The organism is Enterobacter sp. HK169 (genome assembly GCF_001719105.1).
Classification (GTDB): domain Bacteria; phylum Pseudomonadota; class Gammaproteobacteria; order Enterobacterales; family Enterobacteriaceae; genus Enterobacter; species Enterobacter asburiae_B.
In genome coordinates, this window is the sequence record NZ_CP017087.1 from 2,329,809 (window position 1) to 2,351,103 (window position 21,295).

At 57.8% G+C, this 21,295-nt stretch carries 21 protein-coding genes; 17 read left to right on the forward strand and 4 right to left on the reverse strand.

Annotated elements, in window-relative coordinates; all coding sequences use genetic code 11:
- Positions 1-20: 20 nt before the first annotated feature.
- Positions 21-1,619 carry an autoinducer-2 kinase gene (gene lsrK / locus EnteroDNA1_RS11010; RefSeq protein WP_069303331.1) on the forward strand — a complete coding sequence of 533 codons (1,599 nt, stop codon included), beginning with the start codon at positions 21-23 and terminating at the stop codon, positions 1,617-1,619.
- A 206-nt stretch (positions 1,620-1,825) separates the two neighbouring features.
- Positions 1,826-3,847 carry an NADPH-dependent 2,4-dienoyl-CoA reductase gene (locus tag EnteroDNA1_RS11015; protein WP_064673351.1) on the forward strand — a complete coding sequence of 674 codons (2,022 nt, stop codon included), beginning with the start codon at positions 1,826-1,828 and terminating at the stop codon, positions 3,845-3,847.
- 118 nt (positions 3,848-3,965) lie between these two features.
- Here the strand turns inward: EnteroDNA1_RS11015 and rlmG are convergent, their stop codons facing one another.
- Positions 3,966-5,102 carry a 23S rRNA (guanine(1835)-N(2))-methyltransferase RlmG gene (gene rlmG, locus EnteroDNA1_RS11020; RefSeq protein ID WP_023333530.1) on the reverse strand — a complete coding sequence of 379 codons (1,137 nt, stop codon included), beginning with the start codon at positions 5,100-5,102 and terminating at the stop codon, positions 3,966-3,968.
- An 83-nt stretch (positions 5,103-5,185) separates the two neighbouring features.
- On the opposite strand from rlmG, the gene EnteroDNA1_RS11025 reads away from it, so the two are divergent.
- The 4 genes from EnteroDNA1_RS11025 (at position 5,186) to sstT (ending at position 9,438) form a co-directional block, all read left to right on the forward strand.
- Positions 5,186-5,689, forward strand: coding sequence for a YgjP-like metallopeptidase domain-containing protein (locus tag EnteroDNA1_RS11025; protein WP_069303332.1), 504 nt, complete (start codon positions 5,186-5,188; stop codon positions 5,687-5,689).
- 70 nt (positions 5,690-5,759) lie between these two features.
- Complete coding sequence (locus tag EnteroDNA1_RS11030; RefSeq protein ID WP_048974668.1) at positions 5,760-6,758, forward strand: Gfo/Idh/MocA family protein; 999 nt, start codon at positions 5,760-5,762, stop codon at positions 6,756-6,758.
- Positions 6,759-7,008: 250 nt separating this feature from the next.
- Positions 7,009-7,977: a TerC family protein gene (locus tag EnteroDNA1_RS11035; RefSeq protein ID WP_069303333.1), complete on the forward strand. Its 969-nt coding sequence runs from the start codon at positions 7,009-7,011 to the stop codon at positions 7,975-7,977.
- A gap of 219 nt (positions 7,978-8,196) precedes the next feature.
- On the forward strand, positions 8,197-9,438 hold the full coding sequence (gene sstT, locus EnteroDNA1_RS11040) for a serine/threonine transporter SstT (RefSeq protein ID WP_029739668.1): 1,242 nt from the start codon (positions 8,197-8,199) through the stop codon (positions 9,436-9,438).
- Positions 9,439-9,576: 138 nt separating this feature from the next.
- On the opposite strand, the gene EnteroDNA1_RS11045 is transcribed toward sstT, so the two are convergent.
- Both EnteroDNA1_RS11045 and uxaC read right to left on the reverse strand, forming a co-directional pair.
- Positions 9,577-11,064 carry a UxaA family hydrolase gene (locus EnteroDNA1_RS11045; RefSeq protein WP_064673353.1) on the reverse strand — a complete coding sequence of 496 codons (1,488 nt, stop codon included), beginning with the start codon at positions 11,062-11,064 and terminating at the stop codon, positions 9,577-9,579.
- Positions 11,065-11,081: 17 nt separating this feature from the next.
- A complete protein-coding gene (gene uxaC, locus EnteroDNA1_RS11050; protein ID WP_047060289.1) occupies positions 11,082-12,494 on the reverse strand; it encodes a glucuronate isomerase in 1,413 nt (470 codons plus the stop codon).
- Between the two features lie 475 nt (positions 12,495-12,969).
- Here uxaC and EnteroDNA1_RS11055 point away from each other — a divergent pair, with 475 nt between their 5' ends.
- From EnteroDNA1_RS11055 to EnteroDNA1_RS11105, 11 genes are all read left to right on the forward strand, one after another.
- Positions 12,970-14,268 carry an MFS transporter gene (locus EnteroDNA1_RS11055; protein ID WP_023309287.1) on the forward strand — a complete coding sequence of 433 codons (1,299 nt, stop codon included), beginning with the start codon at positions 12,970-12,972 and terminating at the stop codon, positions 14,266-14,268.
- Positions 14,269-14,452: 184 nt separating this feature from the next.
- Positions 14,453-15,229, forward strand: coding sequence for a transcriptional regulator ExuR (gene exuR, locus EnteroDNA1_RS11060; RefSeq protein WP_023309288.1), 777 nt, complete (start codon positions 14,453-14,455; stop codon positions 15,227-15,229).
- Positions 15,230-15,573: 344 nt separating this feature from the next.
- On the forward strand, positions 15,574-16,236 hold the full coding sequence (gene yqjA / locus EnteroDNA1_RS11065; RefSeq protein ID WP_024906405.1) for a DedA family general envelope maintenance protein YqjA: 663 nt from the start codon (positions 15,574-15,576) through the stop codon (positions 16,234-16,236).
- Positions 16,237-16,238: 2 nt separating this feature from the next.
- A complete protein-coding gene (gene mzrA / locus EnteroDNA1_RS11070; RefSeq protein WP_039260467.1) occupies positions 16,239-16,622 on the forward strand; it encodes an EnvZ/OmpR regulon moderator MzrA in 384 nt (127 codons plus the stop codon).
- Between the two features lie 142 nt (positions 16,623-16,764).
- Positions 16,765-17,133 (forward strand): DUF1090 domain-containing protein, encoded by a 369-nt coding sequence (locus EnteroDNA1_RS11075; RefSeq protein ID WP_023309291.1) that lies wholly within the window; start codon positions 16,765-16,767, stop codon positions 17,131-17,133.
- A gap of 31 nt (positions 17,134-17,164) precedes the next feature.
- Positions 17,165-17,470 (forward strand): DUF883 family protein, encoded by a 306-nt coding sequence (locus EnteroDNA1_RS11080; protein WP_008503141.1) that lies wholly within the window; start codon positions 17,165-17,167, stop codon positions 17,468-17,470.
- A gap of 1 nt (position 17,471) precedes the next feature.
- A complete protein-coding gene (locus tag EnteroDNA1_RS11085; protein ID WP_023333540.1) occupies positions 17,472-17,864 on the forward strand; it encodes a phage holin family protein in 393 nt (130 codons plus the stop codon).
- A 2-nt stretch (positions 17,865-17,866) separates the two neighbouring features.
- Positions 17,867-18,163 (forward strand): YqjK-like family protein, encoded by a 297-nt coding sequence (locus EnteroDNA1_RS11090; protein ID WP_033146723.1) that lies wholly within the window; start codon positions 17,867-17,869, stop codon positions 18,161-18,163.
- 253 nt (positions 18,164-18,416) lie between these two features.
- On the forward strand, positions 18,417-18,809 hold the full coding sequence (locus EnteroDNA1_RS11095) for a DoxX family protein (protein WP_023309292.1): 393 nt from the start codon (positions 18,417-18,419) through the stop codon (positions 18,807-18,809).
- A 71-nt stretch (positions 18,810-18,880) separates the two neighbouring features.
- Entirely contained in the window at positions 18,881-19,867 is a 987-nt protein-coding gene (locus EnteroDNA1_RS11100) for a glutathione S-transferase family protein (RefSeq protein ID WP_069303334.1), read from the forward strand.
- Between the two features lie 106 nt (positions 19,868-19,973).
- Positions 19,974-20,339, forward strand: a complete 366-nt coding sequence (locus EnteroDNA1_RS11105) for a DUF805 domain-containing protein (RefSeq protein ID WP_029739660.1) — start codon at positions 19,974-19,976, stop codon at positions 20,337-20,339.
- 46 nt (positions 20,340-20,385) lie between these two features.
- Here the strand turns inward: EnteroDNA1_RS11105 and EnteroDNA1_RS11110 are convergent, their stop codons facing one another.
- Complete coding sequence (locus EnteroDNA1_RS11110) at positions 20,386-21,288, reverse strand: LysR family transcriptional regulator (RefSeq protein WP_029739659.1); 903 nt, start codon at positions 21,286-21,288, stop codon at positions 20,386-20,388.
- Positions 21,289-21,295 lie beyond the last annotated feature (7 nt).

A 21,295-nucleotide genomic window follows, 5' to 3' on the forward strand; every position in this document is an offset into this window, starting at 1 on the left:
GCTAACAACGAGGCAAGCTCATGAGTTACCTTTTAGCGTTAGATGCAGGGACAGGCAGCGTTCGCGCCGTGATTTTCGATTTACAGGGCAACCAGATTGCCGTCGGCCAGGCCGAGTGGAAGCACCTGAGCGTGGAGAACGTGCCGGGATCGATGGAGTTCGATCTGGAGACCAACTGGCAGCTGGCCTGCCGGTGCATTCATCAGGCGCTGGAGCGCGCGCGCCTGAGCGCGGCGGATATTCAGTCCGTCGCCTGCTGCTCGATGCGCGAAGGGATCGTGCTGTACGACCGCAACGGCGAGGCCATCTGGGCCTGCGCCAACGTCGACGCCCGCGCCAGCCGCGAGGTGGCCGAACTCAAAGAGATCCACGACGACCGTTTTGAATCCCAGGTGTATGAGGTTTCCGGCCAGACGCTGGCGCTGAGCGCCATGCCGCGCCTGCTGTGGCTGGCGCACCATCGTCCTGACATCTACCGTAAAGCCGCCACCATCACCATGATCAGCGACTGGCTGGCGGCGAAGCTCTCCGGCGAGCTGGCGGTCGACCCGTCTAACGCGGGCACCACCGGCATGCTGGATCTCTTCTCCCGCGACTGGCGTCCGGCGCTGCTCGACATGGCCGGGCTGCGCGCAGATATCCTCTCCCCGGTGAAAGAGACCGGCACCGTGCTGGGCGCGATTACCAAAGAGGCCGCGCAGCAGAGTGGCCTGCGCGAAGGCACCCCGGTGGTGATGGGCGGCGGCGACGTGCAGCTGGGCTGCCTGGGGCTGGGCGTGGTTCGCGCCGGGCAAACTGCGGTGCTGGGCGGCACCTTCTGGCAGCAGGTGGTCAATCTGCCGCAGGTGCGCACCGACCCCGAGATGAACATCCGCGTGAACCCGCACGTTATCCCCGGCATGGCGCAGGCGGAGTCGATCAGCTTCTTTACCGGGCTGACCATGCGCTGGTTCCGCGACGCCTTCTGCGCCGAGGAAAAGCTGATTGCCGAGCGGATGGGGATGGACACCTATTCCCTGCTGGAGGAGATGGCGAGCCGCGTGCCGGCTGGCTCCCACGGGGTGATGCCGATCTTCTCCGACGCGATGCATTTCAAGCAGTGGTACCACGCCGCGCCGTCGTTCATTAACCTTTCCATCGACCCGGAAAAGTGTAACAAAGCGACGCTGTTCCGCGCCCTGGAGGAGAACGCGGCGATTGTCTCGGCCTGCAACCTGGCGCAGATTTCGCGCTTCTCCGGCGTGACGTTTGAAAGCCTGGTGTTTGCGGGCGGCGGGGCCAAAGGCGCCCTGTGGAGCCAGATTTTAAGCGACGTCACCGGGCTGCCGGTGCGCGTGCCGGAAGTGAAAGAGGCGACGGCGCTCGGCTGCGCGATTGCCGCAGGTGCGGGCGCGGGGCTGTTTGCGGATATGGCCTCGACGGGCGAGCGGCTGGTGAAGTGGAGCCGCGAGTTCACGCCGAACCCGCAGCACCGCGAGCTGTACGACGGCATGATGCAGAAATGGCAGGCGGTGTACGCCGACCAGCTCGGGCTGGTGGACAGCGGGCTGACGACGTCGATGTGGCAGGCACCGGGGTTAGTAAAAACCCACACCCCTCACCCTGCCCCTCTCCCCTGAGGGGAGAGGGAAAAATCAGATCGAGCCAATTCTTTGAGACCGCACCAGCCAGTCCCTTCTCCCCTTTGGGGAGAGGGTTAGGGTGAGGGGCGAAGTTCTTTGAGATCTATCACAATCATTCGATCCCGCTTTTACCTTTCCGCTCCCGCTGGCTAAATTAGTAACTCATCCGACCACATAACAATAATTTTACACTGGAAGAGACTATGAGCCGCTACCCGTCGTTATTCGCCCCCCTCGATCTGGGGTTCACCACACTCAAAAACCGCGTGTTGATGGGCTCGATGCACACCGGGCTGGAGGAGCATCCGGACGGGGCCGAGCGTCTGGCAGCCTTCTATGCCGAGCGCGCCCGCCACGGGGTGGCGCTGATTGTCACCGGCGGCGTGGCCCCGGCGCCTTCCGGCGTGGGCATGGAGGGCGGCGCGGTTCTGAACGATGCGTCACAGCTGCCGCACCACCGCATTGTGACCGACGCGGTACACCGCGAGGGCGGTAAAATCGCCCTGCAAATCCTGCACACCGGGCGCTACAGCTATCAGCCGAACCTGGTCGCGCCGTCGGCCATTCAGGCGCCAATCAACCGCTTTAAACCTCATGCCCTCAGCCACGATGAGATCCTGGCGCTGATCGACGACTTTGCCCGCTGCGCGGCGCTGGCGCGCGAGGCGGGCTATGACGGCGTGGAGGTGATGGGCTCTGAAGGCTATCTGATTAACGAGTTCCTCGCGGCCCGCACCAACCAGCGCGACGACGAATGGGGCGGCGACTATGCCCGCCGGATGCGCTTTGCCGTGGAGGTGGTGCGCGCGGTGCGCGAACGTGCGGGCGCAGACTTTATTATCGTCTTCCGCCTGTCGATGCTCGACCTGGTGGAAGGCGGCGGCACGTTCGACGAAACCGTGCAGCTGGCGCAGGCGATTGAAGCCGCCGGTGCCACGATTATCAACACCGGGATTGGCTGGCACGAGGCGCGCATCCCGACCATCGCCACGCCGGTGCCGCGCGCGGCGTTCAGCTGGGTAACACGGAAGCTGAAAGGCAAAGTCTCTGTTCCACTGGTCACCACCAACCGCATTAACGATCCGCAGGTAGCGGACGATGTGATTTCACGCGGCGACGCCGACATGGTGTCGATGGCGCGCCCGTTCCTGGCCGATGCCGAACTGCTCTCCAAAGCGCAAAGCGGCCGTGCGGACGAGATCAACACCTGCATCGGCTGTAACCAGGCCTGTCTGGATCAGATCTTCGTCGGCAAGGTCACCTCTTGCCTGGTTAACCCGCGCGCCTGCCATGAAACCAAAATGCCGGTCGTTCCGGCGGTCAGTAAAAAGCGCCTGGCCGTGGTGGGCGCTGGCCCGGCGGGCCTGGCGTTTGCGGTGAATGCCGCCTCGCGCGGGCACAGCGTGACGCTGTTTGATGCGCTGGCGGAGATTGGTGGGCAGTTTAATATCGCCAAACAGATCCCCGGCAAAGAGGAGTTCTATGAAACCCTGCGCTACTACCGCCGGATGATCGACCTGACGGGCGTCGAGCTGCGGCTTAATCAGTTTGTCAGCGCGGCGGATCTGATCGGTTTCGACGAGGTGATCCTGGCGAGCGGGATCGTACCGCGCACGCCTGCGATCGAGGGTATCGATCATCCGAAGGTGTTGAGCTATCTGGATGTATTGCGTGACAAAACGCCGGTCGGCGAGAAGGTGGCGATTATCGGCTGCGGCGGGATCGGCTTTGATACCGCCATGTACTTAAGCCAGCCGGGCGAGGCTACCAGCCAGAACATCGCCGAGTTTTGCGTGGAATGGGGTATCGACACCAGCCTGAACCAGTCCGGCGGGCTACGCCCTGAAGGGCCGCAGCTGCCGAAAAGCCCGCGCCAGATCGTGATGCTGCAGCGCAAGGCCAGCAAGCCGGGCGAAGGGCTGGGCAAAACCACGGGCTGGATCCACCGCGCCACCCTGCTCTCGCGCGGGGTGAAGATGATCCCGGCGGTGAGCTACCAGAAGATCGACGACGAGGGTCTGCACGTCACGATCGGCGGCGAGCCGCAGTTGTTACGTGTGGATCATGTGATTTTATGCGCCGGGCAGGAGCCAAAGCGCGATCTGGCGGATCCGCTGCGCGAAGCCGGTAAAACGGTGCATTTGATCGGCGGGTGCGACGTGGCGATGGAGCTGGACGCGCGGCGGGCAATTGCGCAGGGGACGAAGTTGGCTCTGGCGATCTAGGACATTGCCGGGCGGCAGGGTAAAAGCAAAACGGCAACCCAGTTGCCGTTTTTAGCGTTTGCTCCCTCTCCCTATGGGAGAGGGCCGGGGTGAGGGCATCAGGCCGCACATAACAATCTTACCGACGACGTCCCAGCTTCACCGCCTTCAGCACCACGAACTTGTTATTGGTCGCAATGGTGACGCAGTTGCCGAAAATCTTCTTCAGCTTGTGGAAATAGTCCAGGTGGCGGTTCGCCACGATGTACAGCTCGCCGTTGATTTTCAGGCAGCGGCGCGCGTGGTGGAACATCTCCCACGCGACGTTATCCGTCAGGGCGTGCTTCTGGTGGAACGGCGGGTTGCAGAACACGGCGTTAAAGCGGAACGGCTCTACGCCGGACAGCGCGTTGTTGATCATAAACTCGCAGCGGTCCAGCGCTTCCGGCATGTTGGTTTCCACGTTCAGACGGCTGGAGGCCACCGCCATCGGCGATTCGTCGCTGAACACCACGCTGGCGTCCGGGTTCTTCGCCAGCAGCGTCAGGCCAATCACGCCGTTACCGCAGCCCAGGTCGACGATTTCCCCTTCCAGATTTTCCGGCAGATGTTCCATAAAGAAACGCGCCCCGATATCCAGCCCGGTGCGGGAGAAGACGTTCGCATGGTTGTGGATGGTCCAGTCGGTGCCTTCCAGCTTCCAGCTCAGGGTCTCCGGCGCGTCGGCCAGCTCCGGCGCGCTGAAGGTGCAGTTGATCAGGCGCGCTTTTTTCCAGGCCAGCGTCGTGGTGGTCGGGCCGAGGACTTTCTCGAACAGCTCGAGCGTCGAGGTGTGAATATCGCGCGCTTTAGCGCCCGCAATGATGCGCGTTTCCGGCGTCACGACCTTACGCAGCGCGCGCAGCTGTTGCTCCAGCAGCGCCATGGTTTTTGGCACTTTGATCAGCACCACGCCCGGCGCCTGCGGGTAGTCCGCGGTGCTGTCGAGGAACTTCACGCTGGACTCTTCGATGTCGTTATGGCGCAGGTTTTCACGCGTCGCCAGCTCGCTCAGGTAGGAATCGCCGATGCTGTATGGCGTGTGCTCCGCCAGGGCGCAGCCCAGCGCGCCAAAGGCGTCATTCAGGATCAAAACCGGGCCGCGGATTTCAGTCTCATCCAACTGCTGCAGCAGATATTCATCTGCCGCTTCCCACGCCATGAGCGGGTTAACGTCGTCCGTTTCCGGGAAACGTTTAAGGTTGAGTGAACGGAAACCGTTGTCTAAGTGGCTCATCGGCCCTCCTGAATGGTAAAATTTGGCGTATCCCTGAAAAGGGTGCGTGAGTATACCCGTTTTATTGTCGATTTGGGGCGTTGATGAACCAACTTACTTATCTCCAGGGCTATCCGGAGCATTTACTGACTCAGGTTCGAAGCCTGATTGCCGAGCAGAAGCTCGGCACGGTGCTGGAAAAACGCTATCCCGGCACGCACGATTTCGCGACCGATAAGGCCCTCTGGCAGTATACGCAGGATCTGAAAAGCCGGTATCTGAAGAGCGCGCCGCCGATCAACAAGGTGATGTACGACAACAAGATCCACGTGCTGAAAAACGCGCTCGGCCTGCACACCGCCATCTCCCGCGTACAGGGCGGCAAGCTGAAAGCGAAGGCCGAAATCCGCGTCGCGACGGTTTTCCGTAACGCGCCGGAAGCCTTTCTGCGGATGATCGTGGTCCACGAGCTGGCGCACCTGAAGGAGAAAGAGCACGACAAAGCGTTCTATTCCCTGTGCTGCCACATGGAGCCGCAGTACCACCAGCTGGAGTTTGATACCCGACTATGGCTTACGCATTTATCGTTAAATGGTAATGCGGAATAGCGCACGCGAATTGTCATGATGACGTGCTACAGTGGCTAAAGGTTCCCCGCTACGGAGTACGTAAACGTTTATGATACGTTTCGCAGTCATTGGTACGAACTGGATCACGCGCCAGTTCGTCGACGCCGCCCACGAAACCGGCAAACTTAAGCTTACCGCAGTCTATTCCCGCAGCCTTGAGCAGGCGCAGAGTTTTGCCAACGATTACCTCGTTGAGCATCTCTTCACTTCGCTTGATGACATGGCGCAAAGCGACGCCATTGACGCGGTGTATATCGCCAGCCCGAACTCCCTGCACTTCCCGCAAACGAAGCTGTTCCTCAGCCATAAAAAGCATGTGATTTGCGAGAAGCCGCTGGCGTCAAATATTGAGGAAGTGGAAGCGGCCATTGCGCTTGCCCGCGAAAACCAGGTGGTGCTGTTCGAAGCGTTCAAAACCGCCAGCCTGCCGAATTTCCTGCTGCTGCAGCAGTCCCTGCCGAAAATTGGCAAAGTGCGTAAAGCCTTTATCAACTACTGCCAGTACTCGTCGCGCTACCAGCGCTACCTGGACGGCGAGAACCCCAACACCTTTAACCCGGCGTTCTCGAACGGCTCGATTATGGATATCGGTTTCTATTGCCTGGCCTCTGCCGTGGCCCTGTGGGGCGAACCGCACGGCGTCAGTGCGCAAGCCAGCCTGCTGGAGAGCGGCGTGGATGCGCACGGTGTAGCGGTGCTGGATTACGGTGATTTCAGCGTCACGCTGCAGCACTCCAAGGTGAGCGACTCCGTGCTGCCGAGCGAAATTCAGGGCGAAGCGGGCTCGCTGGTTATTGAGAAGATCTCCGAGTGCCAGAAAGTGAGCTTTGTGCCGCGCGGCGGCAAAGCGCAGGAGCTGACGCAGCCTCAGCATATTAACACTATGCTCTATGAGGCAGAGGTCTTCGCCCGTCTGGTGGAAGACAACGAAGTGAATCACCCCGGCCTCGCGGTGAGCCGCACCACGGCGAAGCTGCAAACGGAGATCCGTCGCCAGACCGGCGTGGTATTCCCGGCAGACGGCGTGAGCGCGGAAGCGATCGCGTAAAGCTGTGTAATGAAACGGCGCAGACCATTGACGAAACCAATGGTCTGACATATTTTGTTACCTGCAAAGGGGAGTAACTTCTTCGCCGGTGGATCGTCATTACGATGCGTTAAACACGCATCCGGTCGCCGGGCAACCTTCGTGGTTGTAAGTGAGACCTTGCCGGAAGGCGAGGTCTATGCATAAAAAGCTAACGGCTATCGTCTTCTGACCATGGCCGTTTTTGTTTTTTATGTGTAAGGAAAATAGTATGCATTCTGTCGGCACTCCAATGTTGTGGGGCGGATTCGCGGTTGTCGTGCTCATCATGCTGGCGATCGACCTCTTTTTGCAGGGCCGTCGCGGCGCGCAAGGCATGAGCATCAAACAGGCTGCGGCCTGGTCTCTGGTGTGGGTCACCCTCTCCCTGCTGTTTTGTGCCGCCTTCTGGTGGTACCTGGCCTCGACCGAAGGCCGCGCGGTGGCCGACCCTCAGGCGCTCGCCTTCCTCACCGGTTATCTGATTGAAAAAGCCCTGGCGGTTGATAACGTCTTCGTCTGGCTGATGCTGTTCAGCTACTTTGCCGTGCCTGCTGCCCTGCAGCGACGCGTGCTGGTGTATGGCGTGCTGGGCGCGATTATCCTGCGTACCATCATGATCTTCGCTGGCAGCTGGCTGATTACCCAGTTCGAATGGCTGCTGTACGTCTTTGGCGCGTTCCTGCTGTTCACCGGGGTCAAAATGGCGCTGGCGAAAGAAGACGGCTCCGCGATTGGCGATCGCCCGCTGGTGAAGTGGATCCGTGGGCATCTTCGCATGACCGACAAGATCGAGAGCGAGCACTTCTTCGTGCGCAAGAACGGCCTGCTGTTCGCCACCCCGCTGCTGCTGGTACTGATTCTGGTTGAGCTAAGCGACGTGATTTTCGCGGTGGACAGCATTCCGGCGATCTTCGCGGTGACCACCGACCCGTTCATCGTCCTGACGTCTAACCTGTTCGCCATTCTCGGCCTGCGTGCGATGTACTTCCTGCTGGCGGGCGCGGCGGAGCGCTTCTCGATGCTGAAGTACGGTCTGTCGGTGATCCTGGTGTTTATCGGCATCAAGATGCTGATCGTCGATTTCTACCATATCCCGATCGCCATTTCGCTCGGCGTGGTGTTTGGCATTCTGATCGTGACGCTGATTATCAATACCTGGGTTAACCGCCAGCACGATAAGAAGCAGCAGGTGGAGTAATCCCCCTCACCCCGGCCCTCTCCCACAGGGAGAGGGTGAACACACTTTTGTAACGCAGCAGTTAAAAAATATGATGCAACACGTAAAATCCAGCATTTTACGCTTCCTTCCTTTCGCGCATTCCCTATACTCGACCAGGCAAACATTTACTTACATCCGGACATAAATGTGACTAAGAGCACATCCGGGATGGAACGCAATTTCACTCAGGAAATACGTATGAGCACACAATCAAGCGGACTGTTCGCGCGCCTGGCGCAGGGCAGCCTCGTTAAACAAATTCTGGTCGGGCTGGTGCTGGGTATTCTGCTGGCGATGGTGTCAAAACCTGCGGCGGAGGCCACGGGGCTGCTCGGGACCCTTTTCGTTGGCGCACTGAAGGCCGTGGCACCGGTACTGGTTCTGATGCTGGTAATGGCGTCAATTGCCAACCACCAGCACGGACAAAAAACCAACATTCGCCCCATTCTGTTCCTGTATCTGCTGGGAACCTTCTCGGCTGCCTTAACGGCCGTGGTGTTTAGCTTCCTGTTCCCCTCCACGCTGCACCTGACCAGCGCGGCCGGTGACATCACGCCGCCATCCGGCATTGTCGAAGTGCTTCGCGGCCTGCTGATGAGCATGGTCTCTAACCCCATTACCGCGCTGATGAGCGGAAACTACATTGGCATCCTGGTCTGGGCGATTGGCTTGGGCTTCGCGCTGCGTCACGGTAACGACACCACGAAAAACCTGGTCAACGATCTGTCAAACGCCGTGACCTTTATGGTGAAGCTGGTGATTCGCTTTGCGCCAATCGGCATTTTCGGGCTGGTCTCCTCTACGCTTGCAACCACCGGTTTCGACGCGCTGTGGGGCTACGCGCAGCTGCTGGTTGTGCTGGTCGGCTGTATGCTGCTGGTGGCGCTGGTGATCAACCCGCTGCTGGTGTTCTGGCAGATCCGCCGCAACCCGTATCCGCTGGTGCTGACCTGCCTGCGCGAAAGCGGCGTGTATGCGTTCTTCACCCGCAGCTCTGCGGCGAACATTCCGGTTAACATGGCGCTGGCGGAGAAGCTGAACCTGGACCGCGATACCTATTCCGTGTCGATCCCACTGGGCGCAACCGTGAACATGGCGGGCGCGGCAATCACCATTACCGTTCTGACCCTGGCGGCGGTGCATACGCTGGGCATTCCGGTGGATCTGCCAACCGCATTGCTGCTGAGCGTGGTGGCGTCACTGTGTGCCTGTGGCGCATCCGGTGTGGCGGGCGGTTCGCTGCTGCTGATCCCGCTGGCGTGTAATATGTTCGGCATCCCGAACGAGATTGCGATGCAGGTTGTGGCCGTCGGCTTTATCATCGGCGTACTGCAGGACTCCTGCGAAACCGCGCTGAACTCCTCTACCGACGTGCTGTTTACCGCAGCGGCCTGTCAGGCGGAAGACGCGCGTTTAGCGAAGAACGCCCTGCGCAGTTAACAACAAAAGCCCGGTGGCGGCTACGCCTTACCGGGCCTACAGGGTAAATGCAAAACGGCAACCAACGGTTGCCGTTTTTAGTGTTTGTACCCTCTCCCCATGGGAGAGGGTCAGGGTGAGGGCATCAGGCCGCACCGATTAAAGCGTCACACCACTCTTAAAGATCGCCAGCTCGCGAAAGTCGTTCTTCTCGTTACAGGTCTGCCTGCCGTTAGCAAATTCCACGATAGCGTCCACGAACTCCGTCAGCAGCTGCGGCATCGCTTTGCCGTGAATCAGCTGGCCCGCATCAAAGTCGATCCAGTGCTTTTTCTTTGCCGCCAGCTCGCTGTTGGTGGCGATTTTCACCGTCGGCACAAAACCGCCGTAAGGCGTGCCGCGACCGGTACTGAACAGCACCATATGACAGCCGGCACCCGCCAGCGCGCTGGTGGCGACCGCATCGTTGCCCGGTGCGCTCAGCAGGTTCAGACCGTGGGTTTTCAGGCGCTCGCCGTAGCGCAGCACGTCAACCACCTGGCTCGCGCCCGCTTTCTGGGTGCAGCCGAGGGATTTCTCTTCCAGCGTGGTGATCCCGCCCGCTTTGTTGCCCGGCGACGGGTTCTCGTAAATCGGTTGATTGTGGGCGATGAAGTACTGTTTGAAGTCGTTCACCATGGTGACGGTCTTCTCAAAGGTCTCTTCGTCACGGCAGTGGCTCATCAGAATACGCTCCGCGCCGAACATTTCCGGCACTTCGGTCAACACCGTCGTGCCGCCGTTGGCAATCACGTAATCCGAGAAGCGGCCCAGCATCGGGTTAGCGGTAATGCCGGAAAGGCCATCTGACCCGCCGCACTCCAGCCCAAACTTGAGCTCGCTCAGCTTGCCCGGCTCGCGCCTGTCGTGGCGCATCACCTCATAAAGCTGGTGAAGCTGTTCAACGCCCGCTTCCACTTCGTCGTCCTGATGCTGGCACACCATAAAATGCACGCGCTCAGGATCGAACTCGCCCAGCGTGTCGCGGAAGGCGTCCACCTGATTGTTCTCGCAGCCCAGGCCAATCACCAGCACCGCGCCCGCGTTCGGATGACGCACCATGTTTTGCAGCATGGTGCGGGTGTTAATGTGGTCGTCACCGAGCTGGGAACAGCCGTAGGTGTGGCTGAACAGATGCACGCCGTCAGTCCCTTCGGCGTTGTTGGTCTCTTTCAGGAAGCGCGTCTGGATCTGGCGCGCAATTCCATTGACGCAGCCGACGGTCGGGAGGATCCACAGCTCGTTGCGGATCCCCACGTCGCCGTTGGCGCGACGGTAGATCTGCACCTCACGATCCGCCGCCTGACGCTCTTCCGCGGGTAAATCAGGTTGATAGCTGTACTCGTCCAGATCGCTCAGATTGGTGCGGGTATTGTGTGAGTGAATGTATTCACCCGGCGCAATATCCGCCAGCGCATGGCCGATGGGCAAACCGTACTTCACCACGTTCTCCCCTTTCGCAATGGGGATCAGGGCAAACTTGTGTCCACGGACGATCGCCTGACGCAGGGTGACGCTCTGGTTATCAACGGTCACCACGTCGCCTTCAGCGAGATCCGTCAGCGCGACGGCCACGTTATCCAGCGAATGGATTTTGATGTATTGCATATCAACCTCAAACGGCCTTAGTTCAGTTCAATGGCGAAGTAGTCACGCGCATTGTTAAAGCAGATGTTTCTCACCATTTCGCCCAGCAGCTGGATATCCGCTGGCGCTTCGCCCGCGTGTACCCAGCGGCCAATCATCTGGCACAGAATGCGTCGGAAATATTCATGACGGGTATAGGACAGGAAGCTGCGGCTGTCGGTCAGCATGCCGACAAAGCGGCTCAGCAGGCCCAGCTGCGCGAGCTGCGTCATCTGACGCTCCATGCCATCTTTCTGATCGTTAAACCACCAGCCGGAACCGAACTGCATCTTGCCCGGCATCCCTTCGCCCTGGAAGTTGCCGACCATGGTACCCAGCACTTCGTTATCGCGCGGGTTCAGGCAGTACAGGATGGTTTTAGGCAGCAGGTTTTGTTCGTTCTGTTTGCTCAGCAGTTTTGACAGCTCTTCCGCCAGCGGACGATCGTTGATGGAGTCGAAGCCCACGTCAGCACCGAGCAGTTTGAACTGGCGCTGGTTGTTATTGCGCAGCGCGCCGATATGGTACTGCTGTACCCAGCCGCGACGCGCGTATTCCGCACCGAGGAACACCAGCACCGCCGTTTTAAACTGCGCCACTTCGTGTTCGCTTAAGCCTTCACCAGAGAGACGACGCGCCAGAATGCTGTCCAGCTCGGCTTCGTTTGATTCCGCAAACAGCACTACGTCCAGCGCGTGGTCAGACACTTTACAGCCGTGCGCCGCGAAGTGATCCAGACGTTTGGTCAGCGCGGTTTGCAGGTCAGCGAAACGACGGATATCGGTATCCGACACTTCCGCCAGCTTCGCCATGTAGTCGGTGAAGGTGGCCTGCTCAATGTTGAAGGCTTTGTCCGGGCGCCAGCTTGGCAGCACTTTGATATCAAAAGAGGTGTCTTTCGCGACAACGGCATGATGCTCCAGGGAGTCGATCGGATCGTCGGTGGTGCCCACCATCTTCACGTTCATCTGCTTCATGATGCCGCGCGCGGAAAAGTTATCCTGCGCTAGCAACGCGTTGCAGCGATCCCATATTTCATCCGCGGTCGTTGGGGAAAGCAGCTTGCCGGTGATGCCAAACGGACGGCGGAGTTCAAGATGGGTCCAGTGGTAGAGCGGGTTGCCGATGGTGTGCGGAACGGTTGCCGCCCAGGCGTCAAACTTCTCGCGGTCGGTCGCATCGCCGGTACACAGGCGCTCCGCCACGCCGTTGGTGCGCATGGCACGCCATTTATAGTGGTCACCCTTCAGCCAGATGTCATACAGGTTTTTGAAGCGATAATTTTCGGCAACCTGCTGCGGCGGTAAATGGCAGTGGTAGTCGAAAATCGGCTGGTCTTTTGCGTAGTCGTGGTACAGGCGGCGAGCAAATTCGGTATCTAACAGAAAATCTTCGGTCATAAACGGCGTCATTATCGTCTTCCTCATTACGGGAGCGCAGAAAGCGTATGTTCATATGCTGCAAAGTTATCACACCAATTTCCACCAACCGAAGCTTTTTTCGTGAGTGAGATCAATAAACGCCAACAAATAAATTACCCTCAATGAAGTAAACCCTTCTGCAACCCCCGCCAATACTGGCTTTGCGCGCGACGATTAATGTCCCCACAAAGAATCATACATTTGTGATGTCACTCACCTTTTAAAGCTGTATGACAAGTTATCTTTTCGCCGTCGCAAACTATAAGCCGACGGAATGCATTACCGGTGTGAGAGACATCGGGTTTAACGGTACGGATACCGACTTATGCACGCTTACTTATGGCAAGGTTCGGGCCGTTCCGGGACATGCTCCTGGTTACGCCCCTCCCGTTACACAACTGCTCCCGGAAACGGTTGAGAGGTTGCCGTGCTCTGGCGCGGAAATAACATAACGATGAGGTTTTAGATGCGTAAAATTAAAGGGTTACGTTGGTATATGATCGCACTGGTGACGTTAGGCACCGTGCTGGGCTACCTGACGCGTAACACCGTGGCAGCAGCAGCGCCAACGTTGATGGAAGAGCTGCATATCTCCACGCAGCAATACTCCTACATCATTGCCGCCTATTCCGCGGCGTATACCATCATGCAGCCTGTTGCGGGCTATGTGCTGGATATTCTCGGTACAAAAATCGGTTATGCCTTCTTCGCCATCGCCTGGGCGGTGTTCTGCGGCGCAACCGCGCTGGCAGGCAGCTGGGGTGGACTGGCGCTGGCGCGCGGTGCGGTCGGTGCGGCTGAAGCCGCGATGATCCCGGCGGGTCTGAAGGCCAGCTCCGAGTGGTTCCCGGCGAAAGAGCGTTCCATTGCCGTCGGCTACTTTAACGTGGGCTCGTCCATCGGGGCGATGATAGCGCCGCCGCTGGTGGTGTGGGCGATCGTGATGCACAGCTGGCAGATGGCGTTCATCATCTCTGGCGTGCTGAGCTTTGCCTGGGCGATGGCGTGGTTGGTTTTCTACAAACACCCGCGCGATCAGAAAAAACTGTCTGAAGAAGAACGTGAATACATTATTGGCGGTCAGGAAGCGCAGCATCAGACCAACAACGGCAAAAAAATGACCGTCTGGCAGATCCTGGGCACCCGTCAGTTTTGGGGTATCGCCCTGCCGCGTTTCCTGGCTGAACCGGCCTGGGGTACCTTTAACGCGTGGATCCCCCTGTTCATGTTTAAAGTCTACGGCTTTAACCTGAAAGAGATTGCGATGTTCGCCTGGATGCCAATGCTGTTCGCTGACCTGGGCTGTATCGTGGGCGGCTACCTGCCACCGCTGTTCCAGCGCTGGTTTGGCGTGAACCTGATCGTTTCCCGTAAGATGGTGGTGACCATGGGCGCGCTGCTGATGATTGGCCCGGGGATGATCGGCCTGTTCACCAGCCCGTACGTCGCCATTGCCCTGCTGTGCATCGGTGGCTTTGCGCACCAGTCCCTGTCCGGCGCGCTGATTACGCTCTCGTCTGACGTCTTTGGTCGTAACGAAGTGGCAACCGCCAATGGCCTGACCGGCATGGCCGCCTGGACCGCGAGCACCATGTTTGCACTGGTGGTCGGCGCGCTGGCGGATACCATCGGCTTCAGCCCGCTGTTCGCGGTGCTGGCGATCTTCGACCTGATGGGTGCGGTGGTTATCTGGACGGTGCTGAAAAGCAAATCGGCAGAGGAGCTGGCGAAAGAGTCCCTCGGCAAACCGGCTACGCAGAGTTAGCAACCATTTTTCCGCCGGGTGGCGCTACGCTTACCCGGCCTACAAAACCCGTAGGCCCGTGCAAGCGAAGCGCCGCCGGGCATTTAAAGGCCGCTCAGTAGCGGCTTTTTTAATGGCAAAATCTGGAGAGTGGCACGCAAAAGTGGTATAACAAATCATCTGCCGTACCCTGCCTGGAGCGCATATGGAAATCACCGAACCACGTCGTTTGTATCAACAACTTGCTGCGGAGCTGAAAGATCGCATCGAGCAAGGCGTCTATCTTGTCGGTGATAAACTTCCCGCCGAGCGCTTTATCGCGGATGAAAAAAGCGTGAGCCGCACGGTGGTGCGTGAAGCGATTATCATGCTGGAAGTGGAAGGCTACGTTGAGGTACGCAAAGGCTCCGGCATTCACGTGATTTCTAATCTGCCGAAACACTCTCCCGTCGCGGACGAAAGTCTGGAATTCGCCAGCTATGGCCCGTTTGAGCTGCTCCAGGCTCGCCAGCTGATCGAAAGCAATATTGCTGAGTTTGCGGCGACGCAGGTGACCAAGCAGGACATCATGAAGCTGATGGAGATCCAGGAGAATGCCCGTAAGGAAAAATGTTTCCGCGATTCAGAGTGGGATCTGCAGTTCCACGTTCAGGTCGCCCTGGCAACCCAAAATACGGCCCTGGCGGCAATCGTTGAAAAAATGTGGACTCAGCGCGTTCACAACCCGTACTGGAAAAAACTGCACGACCATATCGATTCCCGTACCGTCGACAACTGGTGCGACGATCACGACCAAATCCTTAAGGCGCTGATTCGTAAAGATCCGCATGCCGCCAAGCTGGCGATGTGGCAGCACCTGGAAAACACCAAGCAGATGCTGTTCAACGAAACCAGCGATGACTTCGAATTTAACGCTGACCGCTATCTTTTTGCCGATAATCCGGTTGTTCATCTCGATACGGCTTCCAGTGCCGCAAAATAGATGACCTTTCTGCTGGCAGGCGCTACGTTGCGCCTTCCGGCTTACAGGAGTAAGCAAAACATATATAGTGTCAGCCTTTGTAAATCCCCTCGCTCACTTCCTGGGCTTACGCCAAAATCAACTCACCCCTGCAAATTCTGTGACGCAGAACGTTGGGCTTTGTTACAATTGGATTCAATTCCTTATTTTGTAAGTTAGTGCTTGCTAACCAGCCAATTAACAGGGAACAGTGTTGGCCACACCGCAATGTGTCCGCGAGCGACCATAATGAAATCACAACAATGTCGCCGTGCTGTTTGTCCCGGATAACAGGCGTGACGTTAACCGATTTCCAGGAACACTGAATGGAACTTTTGACCCAACTACTGCATGCCCTCTGGGCGCAGGATTTTGAAACGCTGGCCAACCCTTCCATGATTGGCATGCTCTATTTCGTCCTGTTTATGATCCTGTTCCTTGAGAACGGTTTGCTGCCTGCTGCTTTCCTGCCCGGTGACAGTTTGCTGGTGCTTGTCGGCGTGCTGTGTGCCAAAGGGGCGATGGCGTTTCCACACACCATTTTATTACTGACCGTTGCGGCAAGCCTCGGCTGCTGGGTGAGCTATATCCAGGGACGATGGCTGGGCAATACCCGGATCGTCCAGAACTGGCTTTCTCATCTTCCTGCGCATTATCACCAGCGGGCGCACCACCTTTTCCACAAGCACGGGCTTTCCGCGCTGCTGATTGGCCGCTTTATCGCCTTTGTTCGCACCCTGCTGCCGACCATTGCCGGTCTGTCGGGGTTGAGCAGCACGCGCTTCCAGTTCTTTAACTGGATGAGCGGCCTGCTATGGGTGCTTATTCTGACGACGCTCGGCTATGCGCTGGGTAAAACGCCGGTCTTTATGAAATATGAAGATCAGCTGATGTCCTGCCTGATGCTGCTGCCTGTGGTTCTGCTGGTCTTCGGCCTGATTGGCTCACTGGTTGTCCTGTGGAAGAAGAAATACGGAGCCAGAGGCTAACGATGGCTATCTCACCGCTCGCCCTGCGCCGTTTTGCCGTTGCCGTGATTACGCTGATCGTCCTCAGCGCCATGCTGCTGGCATGGAGCGCGCTTTCGCATCAGGAATCGACGCTGGCTATTCGCCCGGTAAACCAGGGCGCCAGCGTGCCTGACGGTTTTTCTGTCTGGCATCATCTGGACGCGAACGGGATCCGCTTTAAGAGCATTACCCCGCAGGACGATGTTTTACTGATCAAGTTTGATTCCCGTGCGCAAAGTGCCGCCGCGAAAGTGGTTCTCGACCGTACCCTGCCGCACGGGTATATCATTGCCCAGCAGGAAGATGACAGCCAGCCTGCAGCCTGGCTGTCATTGATTCGCGATACGTCGCATCGGTTTGGATAACTTCCAGGATTCCGAATCTTTTCACTCACTTTGGTGAATCCCCCGTTTACTTACTATGCTTAAGTACGCGGAGCACCCCTCGATGTACTCCGCATAACTTTGGATAGCGGCAAACGCCGCAACACAATGGAAGGTTTCGATAATGAAATTCCGCATGACTCTGGCTCTGGCCCTTTTTTCTTTAAGCACAGCATCCTTCGCAAACTCTCTCTGTCAGGAGAAAGAACAGGATATTCAGCGTGAGATCGGTTATGCCGAAAAGCATAACAATCAGCACCGTGTTGATGGTCTTAAAAAAGCGCTGAGCGAAGTGAAAGCGAACTGTTCAGACAGCAAGCTTCGTGCCGATCACAAGAAGAAAATCGCTGAACAGAAGGACGAGATAGCCGAGCGCCGTCGCGACCTGCAGGAAGCGAAAGAGAAAGGAGATGCGGAAAAAATTGCTAAGCGCGAGAAGAAGTTGAAAGAAGCGCAGGACGACCTGAAAGCGCTGGAAGCTCGCGATTATTGAGTTAACGGAAATCTCAACAGGAGAGAGAATCATGTCAAAAGATACGACGTCTGAACATCTGCGCGCTGAACTGAAATCCCTGGCCGATACCCTTGAAGAGGTGCTGAACTCCTCTGCTGACAAGTCAAAAGAAGAGGTCAGCAAGCTGCGCAGCAAGGCGGAGCAGGCGCTGAAAGAGAGCCGCTATCGCCTGGGTGAAACCGGTGATGCGCTGGCGAAACAGACCCGCGAAGCGGCTGCCCGCGCGGACGAATATGTGCGTGATAATCCATGGACGGGTGTAGGGATTGGTGCCGCAGTGGGTGTGGTACTGGGTGTCCTTCTGACGCGTCGTTGATATGGAAGATCCTCGTCACGCACAAGGGCCTGCTAACAACGTCCTCGGCATCGGCCAGCGTATTTTAACGACGCTGGTCGGGATTGCCGAAACGCGCGTCCGGCTGGCAGTGGTCGAGCTGGAGGAGGAGAAAGCGAACCTCTTCCAGATGCTGCTGATGCTCGGGCTGACCATGCTCTTCGCCGCGTTTGGTCTGATGAGCCTGATGGTGTTAATCATCTGGGCCATCGATCCGCAGTATCGTCTTAACGCGATGATTGCCACCACCGTCGTTCTGCTGGTCGCCGCGTTGATAGGCGGTATCTGGACGCTGCGTAAAGCGCGCAAATCCACTTTCCTGCGCCATACGCGTCAGGAACTGGCGAACGATCGCGCTCTGCTGGAGGATGACTAGCCGTGAGCGATAAAGCCGAACGTCAAAAGCGAAAAGCGTACCTGTTAAGCCAGATCCAGCAGCAACGGCTGGATCTGTCTGCCAGTCGTCGCGACTGGATCGACGCGACGCGACGGTTTGACCGGGGCTGGAATACCGTCCTGAGCCTGCGTTCGTGGGCGCTGGTCGGCAGCAGCGTGATGGCGATCTGGACGGTTCGTCATCCGAACATGCTGATCCGCTGGGCTCGTCGTGGATTCGGCGCCTGGAGCGCCTGGCGTCTGGTGAAAGCAACGTTACGGCAGCAGCAGCTGCGGTGATAAAAGCAAAACGGTAACTCAGGTTACCGTTTTTTGTTTTTGCGCCCTCTCCCCGTGGGAAAGGGTTGGGGTGATGGCACCAGCGCGCACGTTCCCTTACTCAATATCTTTGAAGAAGATTGACAGTTTTCCTTGCTAACAATTACCACCCGCCCCGTTTATTATCCTCTCCATCGACAGCAACGCCGCGGTATCTACCCGGAATTGCAGACAAATAATGTTCAGCCGCTCATGTGGTTTCCTGGAGAGTAAAATGAAAAAATTAGAAGATGTTGGTGTACTGGTCGCGCGTATTCTGATGCCAATTCTGTTCATCGTGGCAGGTTGGGGAAAAATCACCGGTTATGCGGGTACCCAGCAGTATATGGAAGCCATGGGCGTTCCGGGGTTCCTGCTGCCGCTGACCATTCTTCTTGAGTTCGGCGGCGGCCTGGCGGTACTGTTCGGCTTCCTGACCCGTACTACCGCGCTGTTTACCGCAGGCTTCACCGTGCTGACGGCGTTCATCTTCCACAGCAACTTTGCGGAAGGCGTGAACTCTCTGATGTTCATGAAAAACCTGACCATCGCGGGTGGCTTCCTGCTGCTGGCCGTCACTGGTCCGGGCGCATACAGCATCGACCGCGTTCTGAATAAGAAGTGGTAAGCACGCTATACTGAATGAACACAAAGCGAGGAGACATCTCCTCGCTTTTGCTATCTGACGGAGGAGAAAAAATGGGACAACTCGTAGACGGCGTATGGCAGGATGTCTGGTATGACACCAAATCCACCGGAGGTCGCTTCAAGCGCTCAGTTTCGGCCTTCCGTAACTGGCTGACCGCCGACGGCGCGCCAGGCCCGAGCGGCGAAGGCGGCTTCGCGGCTGAGAAAGACCGTTATCATCTTTATGTTTCGCTTGCCTGCCCGTGGGCACACCGCACGCTGATTGTGCGCAAGCTTAAAGGTCTCGAATCCTTAATTCCGGTTTCGGTCGTGAACCCGCTGATGCTGGAAAACGGCTGGACGTTTGACAGTGATTTCCCCGCGGCGACCGGCGACGATCTCTACCACCACGATTTCCTTTACCAGCTCTATCTGCGCGCCGATCCTGACTACACCGGGCGCGTTACCGTACCGGTGCTGTGGGACAAGAAAAACCAGACGATTGTCAGCAATGAGTCTGCGGAAATCATCCGCATGTTCAATACCGCGTTTGACGCGCACGGCGCCCGTGCCGGAGATTATTATCCGGCTGAGCTGCGTGAGAAAATTGACGAGCTGAACAGCTGGATTTACGACAACGTCAACAACGGTGTCTACAAGGCCGGTTTCGCCACCAGCCAGGAAGCGTATGACGAAGCGGTTGGAAAGGTGTTTGAATCGCTTGAGCGTCTGGAGCAGATCCTGGGGCAGCATCGCTACCTGACGGGCGATCGCCTGACGGAAGCGGACATCCGCCTGTGGACCACGCTGGTTCGCTTCGATCCGGTCTATGTCACCCACTTTAAGTGCGACAAGCACCGCATCAGCGATTACCTGAACCTGCATGGTTTCCTGCGTGACATCTACCAGATGCCGGGTATTGCCGACACGGTCGACTTCGACCATATCCGCACCCACTATTTCCGCAGCCACAAAACCATCAACCCGACGGGCATTATCTCCATTGGGCCGTGGCAGGATCTGGATGAACCTCACGGGCGCGACGTCCGATTTGGATAAATACGAAGGGCATCACCAGATGCCCTTTTTTAATTCACAATCTCCATCTATCCTTACCTCGATCGCTTAGAAAACAAGTGATTGACTGACTAATGAGGCAAGGAAAATGGACTGGTATTTAAAAGTACTGCGTAACTACATTGGATTTGGTGGCCGTGCCCGCCGGAAAGAGTACTGGATGTTCGTTCTGGTGAACTTCATTCTCATTATGGTGCTGGGTATTGTGGATAAAATTCTTGGCTGGGAGCGCGCTGGCGGTGAAGGCGTGCTGACCACCATTTATGGCCTGTTGGTCCTGCTGCCATCGTGGGCGGTTCTGTTCCGTCGACTGCACGACACCGATCGTTCAGCGTGGTGGTTATTGCTGCTGTTGATCCCGATTATTGGCTGGATCGTGATTTTAATTTTCAACTGCCAGAGCGGGACGCCGGGCGAAAACCGCTTTGGTCCGGATCCTAAGATCGGCGCATAAAAAAAGCCCGGTGGCGCTTCGCTTACCGGGCCTACCAATTACGATTTTATTTATTGTATTGCGTGAAAAGCTTCGGAATTTCGCGTAAACACCATGATTTGGCTTCGCCCATGCTGTCACGGCGCCACGCCATAATAATATCCACCTCGTGGCTATATTCCGGGCTGACTACGCGCAGCCGCCCTTCTGCAATGTCTTTTTCGACAAACGGGTACGGCATGGTCGCCACGCCCAGACCGGCCAATAGCGCCTGCCGTTTGTCTTCAAGCGAGGTCACCGTCAGACGAGGCTGTTTATCCAGCAGCTGCACCGTCAGCACCGGACGCTCGCGCGCGGTATCCGCTACCGCCACGCCGCGATACTTCACGCGCGTCACTTCAGAGAGCGGCTCCGGCTCCTGGTGAATCGGGTGATTAGGTGCGGCAACATAGACGTTCATCACGCTGTAGAGCTTGCGCGAGTTGATTTCCGATGAGGAACGGAAGTGCATGTCCGGCGCAATCACAATATCCGCCCTGCCCGTTTCCAGACGTTCCCACGCGCCTGCCAGCACCTCGGTGATGATTGACAGCTGCGTATTGGCCTTCGCCGCCAGGCGGTCCACCAGCGGGAACAGCGCTTCTGTCGGCACCAGCGCTTCGGTAACTAACGTCAGATGGGTTTCCCAGCCGCGCGCCAGCGCTTCGGCGTCCGTCGTGAGCTTGTCCGCCGCTTCCAGCAGCACGCGGCCGCGCTCCAGCAGCATTCGCCCCACGTTGGTGAATTTTGTTCGATGACCGGAGCGGTCAAACAGCACCACGTCCAGCTCTTCTTCCAGCTTCTGCATGGTGTAGCTTAGCGCAGACGGAACGCGCCCCAGCTCATCTGCCGCCGCCGCAAAACTGCCGCGCCGGTCAATCGCGTCCATGACGCGAAGCGCCTCAAGCGTCAATGCTCTCTCTTTAGCCATCTCGTTC